Genomic DNA, 15,895 nt, shown 5'->3' with positions numbered 1-15,895 from the left:
GCTATGAGCTAAGCCTTATGGATGTCCGTGGAATTAGTGAATAGGCGCTTTCGTTGTATTTCACAGTTATTGAATCTCTCAAATGACCCCCTTCTGGCACACCCTAAAGCCACTGATTCTGGTGCTTCCTAACAGCAGAGCACCTGATCATGTTCGAATCATTGCGCGCGGCAAAAGATGCAAAACTCACCCTCGGAAATCTTAAGGGACCGTCATCCAGTCCTGGAAACCGAGAGTGGTCGTGCTCACTCCTTTTCTTTGGTGCAATTGTAGGCTCTGCATCAGGTTCTGAGCGCAATCGAGAATTCACCTTGGTACTGAACAAGGGGCTTCAAGAACAGATCATTGAGAATCTAGTGAAGCATGGTTTCAGCTTGGATCTCACGCAGATCCCCAAGAATGCAATCCGCCCCACAAATCCAACTGACTTCATGCGCCTGGCCATTGCCCAAATAGCCGATGAAATGGACATCGTGCGTGAATTGCGTGAGGCCACTGCAAAGTCGACACTGGTAGTGTTCCACTCAACTCCAGGAAAAGTTGAGGTCTTCCCTTACATCTTCACCCCTGAGGTGAAGAAAGGTTTGATTGAGGCCTATGGTGAATCAGAAATCGAGTTCCTGAACGAGACACTCAAAGGCCTCTGAATGCAAAACATCTGCTGAAACCTATTCCCCACATGAACAAAGCGCCAAACTGCCGTAGAAATCCGACAACAGGCAATTTGGCGTCATGTTCTTGACTGGAAAAATGATAAGGTTCAGCGGAGAATGCGCCCAGTTTTATTGACTACCGACCTGAGTCTGACACCATGAATAGCTCGACCAGCCTGACATCAACCCCGGATTCCGCATTCCCTGCGGCCCCGTCGCGGACGGCTGAAAAATTCGTACTTCGTATTCCGATCGTGCTCAAAGAAGCTATCGAAGAGGTGGCTCGACGCCAGTTCCGCAGTTTCAACAGTGAAGTGGCACTCGCAGTTATCAGCCAATTTGAGAGTCATCGCCGGCTGATCACAATGCGCAACTCCCTGGCCACCCGGCTGGGCTCAGATGTGGCTGACGAGGTGCTTTTAAGGTTCCAGCGGATTGATCCTGAGGAAGGCACCGTACAGGGTTTCAACATTCGCTTTCCAGAAGGCTTGCGGGATGAGGTTAAAGCATCATCGGCCGACACCATGAAGATTGCGATTGCCAATGCTTGTGCTGACTGGGTCTACTACAGCCAACAAATTGAAGCACTTTTGAAGCGATGTGAAGATCCTGACATTCAATTCCCCTCGGCAGTTGTCAAACACTGATCCGCGCGGGCTAAATGCGGCCCGCCTCTCATCTCCTTTGACCGTCCTTGCCTCTCTACGAACTGCCTCCCGCCTTTCTCACTCTTGCCGGCCTCAAGCTATGACAATGTCATTAGCGCCATCTGCAGCCATCTGTGAGCACCGACCTGACCCTTGCGACTATCATGAGCAAAGAACAAAAAAGGGGCTCAATCTGAGCCCCTCTTTGATCTGACTGAAATCACATACCAGCGGCTTTCAGGAGTGGGTTACTGGAGCTACCATTCCCACCATTGGTTTTGTAAGCGTCCAGCAACTTACCACTCTTCGACCATTCAAAGACGGTCGCTTCGGCTTTGTTTTTACCTACGAAAGGAATCGCGGTAATGAGGTTATATTCGTATCGCCAAATTTCCTTGGAAGAGATTTCACCTTTTGAAGATGGATAACCGATTTCTTTAACAACTTGCTCTTGAGATGCGCGAGCAGTTTTAAGTTGTTGAACTTTCTCTGGCGCGACGAAAGTCCCAGTTTCGTAGTCAAGAGGTGACTTTCCGTTAGCGCAACCGCCCAGGACGGCCAAGGACAATACAGCAGCGGCAATTAGTGCAACTTTCTTCACGAATAGATTCCTGTTCAGATCGGTACCTGGCCGCTTCATTGCGGCCAGGTAGCAGGCATGGATGACGCCCACTACTCACGATAACGGCACCTTGTGAATACGGCGAGCCAAAATGCCGTAAGCAAAATGGTGGTTCTGGCACTCAGCCACTCGCTAGAGACTCACTCCTATAGCTCAATCATGGAGTGCTTCAATGCCCAGTACCAAAGAAAGCCTTGCGACGATGTCTAGCATCATCAGCTCTGTAGGCTACTACCCAGCCAGGAGCGTATTCGCCGATTTTGTTGAGATGGCCGCAATCGCGATACGCAATTCGTGCGACCAATCTGCGCGTGATGTTCGGGAAGCCCGCTATCTAACCCTCATTGGCAAGTACAAACCACAAGATCAGCCCAAATTCGGTGAGCTACTGCAGCATCTCGTTCAAGCCCTTGATTTACAGGCTGGTGATCTACTCGGCGAGCTCTACATGCGCCTCGGGGTATCGAATGCCGATATGGGGCAATTTTTCACCCCACCCTCTATTTCAACCGTGCTTTCAAAGCTCGCGATGGATAGCGAGCATATTCAAGCACAGGTGAAGCGCAGAGGTTTCGTGACGCTTTCGGAACCCGCAAGCGGATCTGGTGCCATGGTCATCGGGTTTGCTAATTCAATGCTCGAACTGGGTATCAATTACCAGCAACACCTGCACGCCACCTTGATCGATCTCGACATACGCGCCGTTCACATGGCCTTCATTCAGTTGAGCTTGCTTCACATCCCGGCCGTTGTGGTACACGGCAATACCCTGACGCTAGCTGAGTATTCTCATTGGCATACCCCCTCACATGCCATGAATCTCTTTGACTACAAGCTCAAGCGCGGTTTTTCACTTGAAAGCGAGATGGGAATCGCCTATCTGAAAGAGGATTCAGCTACGCAGCTTTCTGAATTCACTTGTGGGGTTTTGGCACACACAGCCGTAGACAATAATTTTGTACAGGCTAGCAACCTGTAGCGTTGAGCAGAGAACCCTACCTGCTGAATCAGTTTCCGACTAAAAGTCATCACATAAACGAGGCCGATCATGGCTGTAGAAACCTTGTATCGCAGTACCCGAGACCTGGAGACAATCTTCGTGGAAAAAAAGCTGGCAGATCAACATGATGCGATGCTTGAGCTTGGCGAAGCACTCACTGCGGCACTGATTCAGAATGTGCCTGGGTTAGATGAAAAAATGGGTGAAGAAGTAGGTATTTTCATGGCGAAAAATCGCTCGGCCTTTGCTTCAGCTTTCAAGAATAATCCGGCTGCATTGCTTGAGATTGGTCGAGAAGCTGAGGGTTGATCGAGTTCGGTACGGGCTGAAGTGTTAAACAGCGTGCAAAAGTTTCCAGATTCCCGGGGTAAACAGCGTCCAATAGTTTCCACCCCGGTGTGTGCAACCATCCGGTCTTTTGGCTGGAGAATCTGGGGTGATATCAATGGACATCATTGCCGAAATTCGGCGCCGACATCTGGTCAGTGGCGAGACCATCAGTGTCATAGCTCGTAGCCTTAATCTTTCCCGACCTACTGTTCGCAAGCACCTGCGCAGTACTACCGCTCAGGTCTACCAGCGCCAACAGCAACCTGCGCCCAAGCTTGGTCAGTTCCAATCAACCCTTGAGGCCTGGCTCAATACAGAACGTCACTTGCCACGATCACAGCGACGAACAGCTCGACGTCTGTATGAAGACCTACAGGTAGAAGGCTATCGCGGCGCCTATGACAGCGTGCAGCGGCTGGTGAAGCAGTGGAAAGCTCTGAAAACGCGTCCAGGGGCCGCACAAGCGTTTATCCCCTTGCTGTTTGCACCTGGGGAGGCTTGTCAGTTCGACTGGAGCCACGAACAGGCCGAGATCGCCGGCGTCATGCAAACGATCAAGGTGGCGCAATTTCGCCTCTGCCATAGTCGAAAAATGTTTGTGGTGGCCTACCCGCGAGAGACCCAGGAGATGGTGCTCGATGCGCATAACCGCGCCTTTGCGTTCTTTGGCGGCGTACCGCAGCGGGTTATCTACGACAACCTTAAAACCGCAGTGGATGCGATCTTGGTCGGCAAGGATCGAATCTTCAACCGGCGCTTCCTGGCGTTGGCTAATCATTACCTGTTTGAACCTGTAGCCTGTACGCCTGCTGCTGGCTGGGAGAAGGGCCAAGTTGAGAATCAAGTCGGCAACATACGCGAATGGCTGTTCACTCCCCTGGCACGATTTGCCAGCTTTGCGGACTTGAATCATTGGTTGGCCACACGGTGCCAGGAGCTGGCTCAGCGTAAACACCCGACTGAACGCAGCCGCAGCATCGCCGAGTGTTTTGTTCAGGAGCAAGCGCATCTACGGGTTATTGATGCCCCTTTCGATGGTTATGTTGAGCAAATGCGCAGTGTTTCCAGTACCTGCTTGGTACGCGTTGACCGTAACCAGTACAGCGTACCCGCTCAATGGGCAGGAAAAGTGACTTCCGTACGGTGTACGGCCGATGAAATACGCATCGTGGCTGACGATCAGCTGATTGCCCGCCATGCTCGCCGCTTTGGGCGCGACCAGCTGGTGTATGACCCCTGGCATTATCTGGCGGTACTGGACAAGAAACCCGGAGCTTTGCGAAACGGCGCCCCTTTTGTGACGTGGGACTTGCCAGAGCCGATCAAGCAGGTGCGTGAGTACTTGCTCAAGCAGAGTCGCGGCGACCGAGCCTTTGTCGATCTCTTGTTACTGGCTCGCGACGTTGGCCTGGAGGCCCTGCAAGTGGCCTGCGAGCTGGCATTAGAGTCTGGAGTGATCAATGGTTCGCACGTGATGAACGAGCTGCGTCGGCTTACCTCAGTAGCACGTCCCGTAGAGTTGACCTTGCCCGAGGCCCTGCAATTGCGCATTGAGCCCCTTGCTGATTGCCAGCGCTATGAGCAACTGCGAGGTACTCAGCATGCCTACTGATCGTATTTCTGAACTCAAAAACCTGCACCTGCATGGTATGGCGAGTGCTTTACAAGAGCTGCTTGCTGAAGCCTCACGTCGGCCTGCGCGGCCAGAGCTTTGGCTCGATCGATTGATCGAAGCCGAACAGGCGGACCGCCAAGTGCGCCGTTTGAGCTATCAGCTCAAAGCGGCTCGCTTCCCAATCCACCGTGACCTGGGCGGCTTCGACTGGCAAGAAACACCATTGATCCGTGAATCCATCGAGCAACTGGCCGAGGGAACGTTCATGGACGGTGCGCACAACCTGATTTTGGTGGGAGGCACCGGCACTGGCAAAACCCACCTGGCCACCGCCTTGGGAGTTGGGGCCATCCATCAAGGCAAGCGGGTGCGCTTTTACAACGCTGTAGACCTAGTCAATCACCTGGAGCGGGAAAAGCAACAAGGCAAGACCGGCAACCTTGCCAAACAACTGCAGCATATCGACGCCGTGATCCTGGATGAGCTGGGCTATCTGCCGTTCCCTGACTCGGGTGGGGCGCTGTTGTTTCACTTGATCAGCCAGCTCTACGAGAAGACTTCGTTGATCGTGACGACCAATTTGTCCTTCGGAGAGTGGGTCAGTGTGTTTGGTGACGCCAAGATGACAACGGCGCTATTGGACCGTCTGACTCACCACTGCGAAATCCTTGAGACGGGTAATGACTCTTTCCGCTTCAAACAACGGAAAAAGGCCGTGAAAAAAGCTTGAGCAACTGGAAACTTTTGGACGCTGTTACCTGGAAACTTTTCAACGCTGTTTGACAGGGCTGAAGGACTGCCCGTACCGCTTCATTCCCTGCGCTGGATCCTCAACCAAAATCCGAACACTCCACCTTCTTCTGCCTCTCCTATCAATTCGTGGCCAGTCTGTTGAGCAAAGGTTTTGAAGTCCCTCTTGCTCCCAGCGTCGGTCGACAAGACCTGCAGTACCTGCCCTTGTGACATTCGATTGCATTCGAGCCGAGCCTTCAGGATCGGTATGGGACATTGAAGTCCTCTTGCATCCACGATGCCGTCAGGGTCCTGGTATGGGTCTGGATTTGTGGCAGCCATTGCGCCGAGTCCTTAGTACTTGATAGTGCGCCCAGTGTAACCCGCATTCGCCCGGGGGGGGCTTCTGGCACGCCCCCTTCAAAATGATGATGACTCGGTTAGTGGCCAAGGCGACTTCGCCGTCCACATCGTTTTTTTATCACCACTCGGTATGAATGATTTCCCGAGATGAAATCTGATGGATATATGCATGAAACTTCAAACCACTCTTTTACCCCCCTTGTTGACTCCTACGTGTGATGCTGCCCAGCTTTACGCTCAGCACAGTGACCTTAAACACAAGCTTTGGCGCTCAGCCCATACCGATCATTTCACTCGTACCGAGCGAGATCAAATGCGTGAGGCGCTGGCTGGCCTCAGTGAGGCTTACCGATCTGTCACAGGGGCCCCGTTGAAATGATGGCCAATCGCTTATACCGACGGTACCAGTGCGCCTTTGAAGCTGGTGAGGATAAGCTTGATCTCGAAGTCACAGGATTGGATTTACGTCATGGAGCAGTACATTTGCTCACTTCTGATGCCGGCATGGCCATGGCCCTCAAGCATGCAATCAGTGCTGATGTTCTGCATGAGATCCCAGGTAACCTTGATCCGTCGTGCTTGGTCAAAGGCCTAGGTTGGGCCACTTGGATCAAGCAGACTTCAACGATCTAACCAGTGTGGAGACAACGCGATGTCATTAATCAGTAAATCGGCAATCCAGGCTGTTCGTGATTACGTTATCGATGACAATGGTGGGCGTCTCGAGACAGATTATTTTGGTCACCAAGTAATTGCTGCTGCAGAAGCGCATTTAGTCACATTGGAACGTCAGTCGAGCCCCCCCATTCCTCTGCTTGAGTTCTTCGAGAGGAAAGATGACATGGGCCTGGGCCGGCTCCGGATGATCATGGATGGTGACGCTGACGTGATCATCGAGGTGATCAGCACAGAGGGTGAATCACTAGCTCTAGAATTTTGCACCTCGGTCACAGGAGGTGGTCGATCCCCAAAGGTGCGTGAAGCGCTCTACAATCTTATGAATGCGATTCGCGATGAGAACGAAACCAATCCTATTTTTACTGGAAGATAGTGTCCGATGTTTTCCTGCCTAGGTCCATTTTCTGATTTTTTCGGGCTTTTCCTGTTCACCGGTTGCGAAGCGTGTTGTTGTTTTTTTGGTTAAAAGGCTAAGAGCGATTAAGAACGGATAGGTCGATGGATTTCAGCCTACGGCCCTTGTGCTACGTGGATCTCAGCTAAAATTCAGGCCCTGCATACCTACATCATGGAGCGGAACAGACCTACTACTTAGGGCCCTCCAGACCTACAACGCTTATTTTTGGCCTGCTTTTATCCACAAGTTTATCCACATTTACCCCCTTCCAGCACTTCCAATGACCAGTTGAGCCCACCAAACCTACAACCCGATTGAAGTTAATTGGTGGATCTGGAAAGGCTCTCACCTGTGCAGCGCACCAAACCTACAACTCTGCAGCAATTCAGGAGGTTTTTCTTCTGGTGTCTGTCGCCTCGAAATCGGTTGGGCGCATCAAACCTACAACCTGTTGCGTTTCGGGCCCTGCAAACCTACAACTTTTTCTCAGTTACACACAGGCTTAGCCACAGCCCTCCCATGAGGAACAGTATCAAGCTATATCTGGCCTGAGTTGTAGGTTTGGTGCGCTCTTTATCTGGGCAGTTCCAGCGTGTGGTGTTGTAGGTTTGGTGAGCCCTTGTTGGACCGTCCTATGGCTTTCAAGGTTGTAGGTATGCTGCGCTCTACTTTTCACCGCCCAGGTGAGGGCTTTGACTGCACCAATCATAGGTTTAACCGTTCAATTCCAGTGGCTTACGTTATTGTCTTAATGCCAGCTCGGCTGTTGATTCTCCCGCCCGCATTCGTTGGCCGGCATGTACGGGTTGGAGGTTTGATGCGCCCTATCTTCTCGCAAGTGCTGGGGTTGGAGGTTTACTGCGCCCTAAATTGCAACCAAGCGTGCAATTTCAATGAAATTCTCAGTTTTCACTAATTAGCCAGGATTCAGTGGGTTACGGTACATAGCTCGATCTCAAGGTATGTATCATTCCTAAGCATCTGATATTAGTGCCTATGCAAATCGACCGTTGTAGGTTTGCTGCGCCCAATCTCAGAAAACTCAGCCCACGTTGTAGGTTTGATGTGCCCTATTTCTTCACCATCACTCCCACCACGGCCACATAAATTGGGCTCAAGCCGTTACCCCTGAGGGGCTGTAGACCAGACATGACATCAGCCTACGTGGTCTAGGTTTGAGTTTGTCCTGGACGCAGGTGGGGTGTTGGGGGAATGCTGCAGGTTGGATTGACCGCCGTGGGTTGTAGGTTTGATGCGCTGCATTTATGAGGTAGCGCCGGCGGGTGTAAGCAGGAATAGGGTTGTAGGTTTGTGGGGCCCTATCTCATCGAGACTTGGCCACATCACTGTAGGTTGTAGGTTTGGTGCGCTCTAGATGGCAACACAATGTTGTAGGTTCAGTGGGCCTGACCTAGTCCGACCCTGCATTCGTTCACGATGTTGTAGGTTTGGTGGGCCCGATCAGTCGAACACTTGGTCGGATCCGTCCTCAGGGAATGAGCCCTCTGCGCCAATGTTCTGCGGAGCCTCAGCGGAACCTTCAATGACATTTTTCCCCTTAACCGCTTCTTTAGCCTCAGCGATGCCTATCTTGCCCTTGATATCGCTAGCCTTCTTGTTGGCCTTCATCATGTGTTTGATGAAATTGTCGTGGGGTAGGATTTCAAATTGAATATCCTTGGTGACCCTCTTGTCATGATCGTCTTTGATCATCACTTCGTTCCACCCAGGCAGGATCACATTCTGTTCGGCGAGGCTTTTCAGCGCTGTGCGCATGGCCCGCATGTTGTCCTTCATACGCTCTGAGAGACCACGAGGGCTCTGCTCTAGGAAGCTGACCAACTTTGGCTGGTAAGGATGGTTCAGCGATGCCTGGGTCCAGTAATGGGAGATGCGCTTGTAAATGTAGCGAGCAAGGTCGGACTTCAGCCCCATCGAAATGCTGTAGTCATACATCCTGAACGCCTGCGTTTTTACCCCCAAGGTCACCAGCGGGTGAAAAGTAGCAAAGCACCTTGCCGACCCATCGCTCAGATAGTCTTCGCGTGTTGTGATAGCGAGTTTTGGCAGCAGGTTGCCCCGGTAACTGTTCCGCCCCTTACCCGAGCCTGTTGAGCACTCGAGTAGTGATGAACTCATGACATCAAGAGCCTCTTGTACTTCCTGGGCGCTGTAAGAGTGCTTCGTTCTGGCCAGCTCTTTCCTAAGCTGGCTGATGGTGAAGTAAACTCCTACCTCTTTATCGTCTGGCGACTCGAAGGAATTACCGTTCACCGCAATCTTCCGCAGTGCTTCCTCGACGATCTCCTCTCTTGACCCAGGATAGAGCATGACGCTGACCGTCTCGCCGTTATCGTTCGTCCGCTCAACAACGGCCGGCTTGATCTTGATCGTGTACACCGCCCCGCGAGATTTTAACTGCCGGGTGATAACGCTGTTTTCTCTAAGGTCGAGTTCAGTATTCGCCCAAACGTATTTCGGTAAGGCGTCATAAAGCTCGATCGTATTGCTGTAGTCAGATTCCGAGGAGTCTAGAAGCTCAAAAAGGGCGAGCTGGGGTGTTTTGTCTGTAGCTTTGCTCCCAGTCTTCGCAATACCCTTTTTTCCGGTGCTAGCCATCAATTGCTCCTCAGCATTCTGCAAAATACGATTTGCCCAGATTCGTTGAGTAGAACCTCGGTTTACGAGTTGAATTTTTCCATTCTACCCGGTGCAGCTCTTGCCCGCACTCAAGGCCTGGCCGATCGCCTGAATGACCTTAACCCCCCCTGTATTCAGCTTCTGCCACACATTCTCTGCCTCCACCATGGCTTCCCAATTTTTAGGCAGGATTGATCCATGATTCAGGTCCGCATGAAACCCCAGTCGAATATCGAATCCTCAGGCTGGTTTTCGCGCCTCAAGCAGCTCGACAAGGGCTACACCTCGACCTCTCGGGCAGAGGCTTTCGGTACCATCGTCCACTTGGTGAAGGTAGGGAATGCTTGCCTCAAGCTCAAGCAAGGTAGTAGCCGATCCCTGCGATCAGAAGTCAACGAAGACAGTTCAGAAGTGAAAGCGATGCTTCAAGATCTCACGTCAGTAGGTGCCCTTTTCCCTATTACCGAGGCGAAGTCATGGTCCCTTTGATTTGCATACTTGCGGCCGCCGGTTTTGGAACCGTTGCTGAAGGATTGCTTCCATCTGCTGAGCTCAACGTTCCGCCCCTCAGCATAGGCAAAGTGTTTGACTATTTCCCCTACTGGCTCGGTGGTGTGCTCGCGAGCTGTTTCTCCCAAGTTAGTCCAAAGGCTGCAGTGATTTTTGTGATCATTCATTCCCTGGTCGTGGTCATGACTGCCGGCATTCTCCGGTTCGCCTCCACGTCGTCAAAGACACAAGCCCAACTTGCAGGATTTTCCCCTGCCCTGCTGGTCTGTGGTGGTCGAATACTGATGGTAAAGTTGACCTTCATCCTGATGATTGTCTTCACCCTAGCTCTGTCGGGCATCCATCTGGCGCTTTGAAAAGCGATACATCAATTCGGGTAGTGGCACGACACCGTCTGCTTGATTATGTGCTCATCGGATTGAGGAGACGTGGATGAGCACCAATTTATACAACGGCCGTATTCTGAGGAATGCAACTCTCAGCGATGCGCTGGCCAGGCTTAAGGATTTGCGCCCCGAGGCAGTGACAAGGGCACAAGCTGCAGTGGCACAGCTCATAGCTGCAAAGCGGTACTACTGGGCTGACATGGACCAGAACTTCATCCCCATTCCACGTAAGGAGTACGGCAGCTTCTACTGGAGAGTCCTTGACATCCTCAAGCAGCAGCGCATCAAGGTCGAGGGTGAAGGGATACGCAGCGTGGACTGGGACTTTACATTCCAAGTAATTCTAATCCCCCACCATGAGCATGTACTTGCGCTCTATTACCTTGAAAACAACCCAGGGTTCACGCAGATGCTCACCCAAGCGGGGTTTGCGGACTTTCACTATCAGAACGCTACTGACGGCCCCGATGACATACCGTTCTCTGAGTGGGAAGCCCGGTGTATTGCCTGGGACGAGGCTATGCCTTCCGGGGTGCCGGCTCATGCTGGGTTGAAGTACCAGGTCGTCACATGGACTGACATTGGCCTGACTCTACAGAATCGTGACTTGATCCTCAGCACTAGGCCTGAAGACGACGCGCGCCGTATTCGGGTTGCCTACAACCTCATTGATCCAATGCCTCAAACTCCAGAGAGTAGGGACATGGGCATTTTCCAGCTAGCAAAGCAGGGGGAAGCGATTGCGCAGGCCAGAGCACCGCACGTGTTTCTGGCAACCGACGAAACCGTGAATGGCCAATAAAGGCTGATCCGATCTCAAACAATTTTCCCGTACATCTCCCATTTTGGCCAGGAACTGCCGGCACTACGAAAAAGTCTGAGTGGCGAGGCATCACTTCAATTTTGTGAAACCCTTCACAGAACCGACGAACGGTCTTAATAACTCGGTACTTCTGCCGAAAAGGGAGTCAGAGCCAGTTAAGGCCAACTGTTGTGCCCAAGGGCGCACGTGAAATGGATGAGGTCTTAGGACCTGTAGAAGGAAATACAACATGTCGCACTCGATTCTCGTTGCTGGACGCAAAGGTGAGATGGTAGAGGTAGAGCAGATTGATCTGTTCAAGCACCGTATTAACGAAACGGATTTCAACATATCAGTCCATGCGGAGCCGAGATCGGTCTGCTCTCAGGGTGATCGGCCATTGGTTGTGAGCCTGTATGAGACTGGCTGTAGAATCGCTAGCCTGTCGGCTTGCAACGCTTCAGTGGTGCTGGGCGGTGGAACAGGTTCAATCGACAAGCACCAGATACGTGTCTGCGCGCTTATCACTGTCGAGAACCTGATTGCGGAGATTGGAGGCATGCGCCTTTCATCACTGCTGGATAACTCGCTTTCAGAACAAAATCATTACAACCAGTAGCCGACCCTAGCTGATTCGCAGGATCGTTGGTGCTCGGCCTCAATGATCCTGCCCCTTATCCTACCTGTATTCATTCTCTACCTGGACAACCGACCTTGCGCTGAAACATCAGCCTAAAGGCTTCTGCCACTCTCTGGCCGACCTCACCATGGATCATCGAATCCAAGCCAGGAATCCACACCATGCTCGCCCTTCCCCCAGTAGCCACTACACCTGAAATCGACATTCTCCTGAAGCAGAAGACGGTTGTAGCCGTCGGCGTCAGCGGAGGAAAAGATAGCGTAGCGTGCCTGATTGCGGTCCATCGCTACTTGGACAGCATTGGGTTCGAAGGGCCGAGGTGCGCCGTGCATGCGGACTTGGGCTCGGTTGAATGGGAACAGAGCTTGTTCAAGTGCCAGGAGGTTGCCGACAAGCTTGGCTGGAAGCTTGAGGTTGTTAAACGTGCCGCCGGTGGAATGATGGAGCGATGGCTGAAGCGCTGGGAAAATAACGTTGAGCGTTACATTGATCTGAGTTGTGTCCAACTGATCCTGCCGTGGTCAACGCCCTCGATGCGGTTCTGCACATCCGAGCTCAAGAGCGCCGTAATACGCAGCCACCTTAAGCGCACTTACCCTGATTTTAATATTCTCAATGCCACTGGGGTTCGCCGCCAGGAATCGCCCAATCGAGCCAAAATGCCCATTGCCAAGCATGAACCTGTGGCCGCGCGCCGCGGCTTTGATGCTTATCAGTGGAACCCGATCATTGAGTGGGATGTGGGGGCTGTATGGGGCGCAATCGCCAGCGTGGGACTTGAGCCACATGAGGCATATACACGGTTCAACATGACAAGGGTAAGTTGCCGGTGGTGCATTATGTCGAGTGCTGGCGACGCTTATAACGCCACTTTGGATGAGGCCGGACATCCCCTATACCGGCAGATGGTTGATCTGGAGATTGATTCCACTTTCGCCTTCCAGAGCAACAAATGGCTCGGAGATGTAAACCCTTCCCTTCTGTCCTCAGAAACCTTGGGCCGCCTGGCTATGGCGAAGCAGGTATCCTTACGCCGCAAGGCATTAGAAGCCGCAATCCCTAAACATCTGCTCTACACCAAAGGCTGGCCAACCTGCATCCCAACATTTGAGGAGGCTACATTGCTGGCAGAAATTCGCAGCGAGGTAGCGGCGGGCGTGGGGCTTACCATCAAATGCTCCACACCCGAGAGCATCATTCAACGCTACGAGGAACTGATGGAACAGATGAGACTGAAGGGCGGGGTTGCTGCTGAAGAGGGTGAGAGCGCTATCCAGTTGATCCCGGCTCTACAGATCCAACCTCAACAGCTGTCCTTTTTATGAGATCGAGTGTGATGAATACTCAATGCGCCCTTCCTCGCGCGCTGCGCCGCATGCGAATAGACGCAGCCAGCATTGAGAGGCTGGAGATACCAGAGGCTGCCCTAGAATGCGCTGCATCCTGGGATATTGAGGTTGTCGCGTTGGATGACCTTCCCCTTCCTAGGACTGATCTTGCCGACTGGCTTGGCTGTGTCCAGGCCCACCCACACACCGATCCATCTTGGGGTGAGTCGATCTTCCTCACCCTGGCTGTTCAAGCTAACCACCTATTTGAAGTTATGGTGGCTCCTGGGCTCGTTACATCGATGACGGTCCGCCCGGGCGATGTGTTTGCGTTTTCGCCACTCAAGCATCACTGGCTGCGTCCGCAGGGTGATGACGGCTTTCTGTGCGTTCAGTGGACGATACCTAAATCGGACTTCGTGAAGACCTATCGGGAGATTAGGAAGGGGCTGGCTGCCATTGGGGTTCGGTCGACCAAGGTTCCAGCGATCCAGAGCGCTTGGAAAGCCAGCATTGGAGAGGAAACGCAGTGATCCTTTACTTGTTTGCGAACCGAGCCGAGCCTTGGAAAGCGCGGCGAGTGTTGCTGTGTTGTCCTCTGATGACTCTCACGAACCCCGACACCCAACGGAGAGTATCAGTGACCTTCCAGGCATCTTGAGTACGGCTACCAGTTGGTTGGTATGTTCTGAGCTCTGGCCCGATCGGCAGGAGAGTGACGCGGCTACCGTCGAGATTCATCTCGCAGTCCATGCTGATCACTCATTTTCAGCGATCGATGATCACAATGGCAGCATGCGAGAGATCGGCATCTTCCGAGGCACACTCTTCAGTGAGCGCCCCGGGCCGCTGACATGGCTGCGGCCGCACTCGGCCTGTAGCGTTGATTACGTGGGGCTGCGGTGGGTTGTCCCACGTGAAAGCTTGGAGGAAGAGGTCCAGCGCATTGTCCTAGGTGTCAGTGAGCTTGCAGGTAAACCGGGCATGTTGGTGCCTACCGACTAATTTTGGTACACAGGTTTTGGCACACGCAATCCTGCCTCACCATGCAATCATTGTGTATTGATGAGGCAAGCATTATGACCATGACACGCGTAACAACCCCCGCGCTCCACGTTCAGCATTACATCGAAATACCGTTCACATGGGCTGCTGACCGCATTGCTGATGAAGGCTTTCACTCTGATGTTTGGTCACGCATCGAGGCAGAGGCAGATCGACTCTGTGCTGCCTTGGGTCTGGAGCTGGACCCCGCTGGGGCTATTAGCGAAGAAGGCATTCGGCTCAAGGGAACCGACCTTGGGGTTGTACTGGCCGCGGGCTCGGAACTCGCTGAGTTTCTGTCAGCCCAATCAGGTCTCGTTTTCCTTAAGCAGGTCGAGGAGCGCTCGTGATTCGCCCGTTGCTTGCGGTTGCTTCCTTGCTTCTCTGCTGCTCTGTAGCAGCCGCGCCAGTGGCCCATGATCACGTTGATAAGCGGTTAATCCCAGCACAGATCAATTTCGTTCCCCCTAAGACCCCGCAGGACATACCTGAGGTCTACATCGATGGCTACATCCACCGGCCTACGGTCGAAGCATTTCGCAAGAACGGCTTCCTGAAAGACCGGCAGGTTGGATTTGTGTATTTCAATTCTCATGGTGGGGATTTGGTTGCGGCTATGGAGCTTGGCCAACTGATCCGGGAGCGCGGCTATTCAACGCGCATTGGAGTCTGGAATGGCCCTCATACCAACCCCAGTGCGGGTTACTGTGAGAGTGCCTGCCCATTTGCTTTCGCCGGCGGCGTGTTTCGGTTGATGGACGGTGAATCCAAGATGGGTGTCCACCAGTTCTTCAAGGCCAGCGGCGTAGCTGGGGATACGGACATAGCCACGGGCCAGATCACCTCTACCCTGCTTGCTAACCACCTCAGCAACCTTGGAATCGATCTTCGCTTGCTTGAGGTTGCCTCTAAAGCCGGTCCGGCAGACATGAATTATCTTACTCCGCTCGAAGCCTATGAGTTGGATCTGGTGAATGCAGGATCGCTAACAGCAACCTGGACCATTCGCGGTGAGCACGGGCTTGTGTACTTGATGGGTGAGCAGACAAAGATCACCGGTACCGGCAGGATCGGGATTTCGTGCAACTCTCAGGGTGGAGTATCGATGGGGGCCTTTTACAAGGCGTGGTACGACACAAGCGTGCTTGGGCTGATGGATAAGCTGTCGTTGATCGTTGACAACAAGCGGTTCTCAGTCCGTAACGGAAAGGTCGGTCCCAGTTTGAAGAATGGATTTTCTTACATCACCTTCGATCCCACCCCAGAGCAGCTGGCAGCATTCAGAGGAGGTCGAACGGTCGGTTTTTCGTATGAGAAAGATGCTACGGATTTGAAAGCTCAGTTCACTATCGACGTCAACGATTCACGCGAGATGATCGATAGCTTTGCTCAGTTCTGTTCTGGTGCGCGGCCCAGCTTTGCCGAGAAGATCTGACGGAGAAGACGCAAAAGCATTCCCCATGCGGAATCTAAAGTGAACGTCAGCCGGTTGCGTGGACCGGTTGACG

At 52.7% G+C, this 15,895-nt stretch carries 18 protein-coding genes; 15 read left to right on the top strand and 3 right to left on the bottom strand.

Annotated features, from left to right (window positions below; translation table 11 throughout):
* Positions 1-149 precede the first annotated feature (149 nt).
* Together H8F22_RS30960 and H8F22_RS30955 are read left to right on the top strand one after the other, a co-directional pair.
* Entirely contained in the window at positions 150-647 is a 498-nt protein-coding gene (locus H8F22_RS30960) for a hypothetical protein (RefSeq protein ID WP_194941085.1), read from the top strand.
* A gap of 164 nt (positions 648-811) precedes the next feature.
* Positions 812-1,300 (top strand): Arc family DNA-binding protein, encoded by a 489-nt coding sequence (locus H8F22_RS30955; RefSeq protein ID WP_078465940.1) that lies wholly within the window; start codon positions 812-814, stop codon positions 1,298-1,300.
* Between the two features lie 220 nt (positions 1,301-1,520).
* Here the strand turns inward: H8F22_RS30955 and H8F22_RS30950 are convergent, their stop codons facing one another.
* Positions 1,521-1,901: a hypothetical protein gene (locus H8F22_RS30950; RefSeq protein WP_078466155.1), complete on the bottom strand. Its 381-nt coding sequence runs from the start codon at positions 1,899-1,901 to the stop codon at positions 1,521-1,523.
* Positions 1,902-2,094: 193 nt separating this feature from the next.
* On the opposite strand from H8F22_RS30950, the gene H8F22_RS30945 reads away from it, so the two are divergent.
* The 4 genes from H8F22_RS30945 (at position 2,095) to istB (ending at position 5,597) form a co-directional block, all read left to right on the top strand.
* Complete coding sequence (locus tag H8F22_RS30945) at positions 2,095-2,901, top strand: N-6 DNA methylase (protein WP_169904105.1); 807 nt, start codon at positions 2,095-2,097, stop codon at positions 2,899-2,901.
* Positions 2,902-2,970: 69 nt separating this feature from the next.
* Positions 2,971-3,231 carry a YebG family protein gene (locus tag H8F22_RS30940; protein ID WP_078465939.1) on the top strand — a complete coding sequence of 87 codons (261 nt, stop codon included), beginning with the start codon at positions 2,971-2,973 and terminating at the stop codon, positions 3,229-3,231.
* 127 nt (positions 3,232-3,358) lie between these two features.
* The gene (gene istA, locus H8F22_RS30935; protein WP_100226550.1) at positions 3,359-4,864 is read left to right on the top strand and encodes an IS21 family transposase; all 1,506 of its coding nucleotides are present in this window, start codon (positions 3,359-3,361) and stop codon (positions 4,862-4,864) included.
* Entirely contained in the window at positions 4,854-5,597 is a 744-nt protein-coding gene (gene istB / locus H8F22_RS30930; RefSeq protein WP_194941084.1) for an IS21-like element helper ATPase IstB, read from the top strand. Before istA ends, istB begins: the two co-directional genes overlap by 11 nt.
* A gap of 80 nt (positions 5,598-5,677) precedes the next feature.
* Here istB and H8F22_RS30925 read toward each other — a convergent pair whose 3' ends face one another.
* Positions 5,678-5,941, bottom strand: coding sequence for a sulfurtransferase TusA family protein (locus H8F22_RS30925; protein WP_078465938.1), 264 nt, complete (start codon positions 5,939-5,941; stop codon positions 5,678-5,680).
* Positions 5,942-6,337: 396 nt separating this feature from the next.
* Between H8F22_RS30925 and H8F22_RS30920 the strand changes: the two genes are divergently transcribed.
* Together H8F22_RS30920 and H8F22_RS30915 are read left to right on the top strand one after the other, a co-directional pair.
* Positions 6,338-6,595, top strand: coding sequence for a hypothetical protein (locus H8F22_RS30920; RefSeq protein WP_169904106.1), 258 nt, complete (start codon positions 6,338-6,340; stop codon positions 6,593-6,595).
* A gap of 19 nt (positions 6,596-6,614) precedes the next feature.
* Entirely contained in the window at positions 6,615-7,013 is a 399-nt protein-coding gene (locus H8F22_RS30915; protein WP_011923188.1) for a hypothetical protein, read from the top strand.
* A 1,485-nt stretch (positions 7,014-8,498) separates the two neighbouring features.
* Here the strand turns inward: H8F22_RS30915 and H8F22_RS30910 are convergent.
* On the bottom strand, positions 8,499-9,656 hold the full coding sequence (locus H8F22_RS30910) for a replication protein (RefSeq protein WP_078465936.1): 1,158 nt from the start codon (positions 9,654-9,656) through the stop codon (positions 8,499-8,501).
* Positions 9,657-9,875: 219 nt separating this feature from the next.
* Here H8F22_RS30910 and H8F22_RS30905 point away from each other — a divergent pair, with 219 nt between their 5' ends.
* From H8F22_RS30905 to H8F22_RS30875, 7 genes are all read left to right on the top strand, one after another.
* Complete coding sequence (locus tag H8F22_RS30905) at positions 9,876-10,166, top strand: hypothetical protein (RefSeq protein WP_078465935.1); 291 nt, start codon at positions 9,876-9,878, stop codon at positions 10,164-10,166.
* Entirely contained in the window at positions 10,154-10,543 is a 390-nt protein-coding gene (locus H8F22_RS30900) for a hypothetical protein (RefSeq protein ID WP_078465934.1), read from the top strand. Before H8F22_RS30905 ends, H8F22_RS30900 begins: the two co-directional genes overlap by 13 nt.
* A 76-nt stretch (positions 10,544-10,619) precedes the next feature.
* Complete coding sequence (locus H8F22_RS30895; RefSeq protein WP_011923192.1) at positions 10,620-11,375, top strand: hypothetical protein; 756 nt, start codon at positions 10,620-10,622, stop codon at positions 11,373-11,375.
* A 250-nt stretch (positions 11,376-11,625) separates the two neighbouring features.
* Positions 11,626-11,994: a hypothetical protein gene (locus H8F22_RS30890; RefSeq protein WP_078465933.1), complete on the top strand. Its 369-nt coding sequence runs from the start codon at positions 11,626-11,628 to the stop codon at positions 11,992-11,994.
* Between the two features lie 182 nt (positions 11,995-12,176).
* Positions 12,177-13,340 (top strand): phosphoadenosine phosphosulfate reductase domain-containing protein, encoded by a 1,164-nt coding sequence (locus tag H8F22_RS30885; protein ID WP_078465932.1) that lies wholly within the window; start codon positions 12,177-12,179, stop codon positions 13,338-13,340.
* Positions 13,341-14,422: 1,082 nt separating this feature from the next.
* Positions 14,423-14,737 carry a hypothetical protein gene (locus H8F22_RS30880; protein WP_011923197.1) on the top strand — a complete coding sequence of 105 codons (315 nt, stop codon included), beginning with the start codon at positions 14,423-14,425 and terminating at the stop codon, positions 14,735-14,737.
* Positions 14,734-15,822, top strand: coding sequence for a COG3904 family protein (locus H8F22_RS30875; RefSeq protein WP_078465931.1), 1,089 nt, complete (start codon positions 14,734-14,736; stop codon positions 15,820-15,822). The genes H8F22_RS30880 and H8F22_RS30875 overlap by 4 nt, the downstream gene beginning before the upstream one ends.
* Positions 15,823-15,895: the final 73 nt, after the last annotated feature.

This window comes from Pseudomonas mucoides, from assembly GCF_015461845.1.
GTDB lineage: Bacteria > Pseudomonadota > Gammaproteobacteria > Pseudomonadales > Pseudomonadaceae > Aquipseudomonas > Aquipseudomonas mucoides.
The sequence above is the reverse complement of the archived record's forward strand: the minus strand, read 5'-3'. Positions and strand labels throughout refer to the sequence as shown.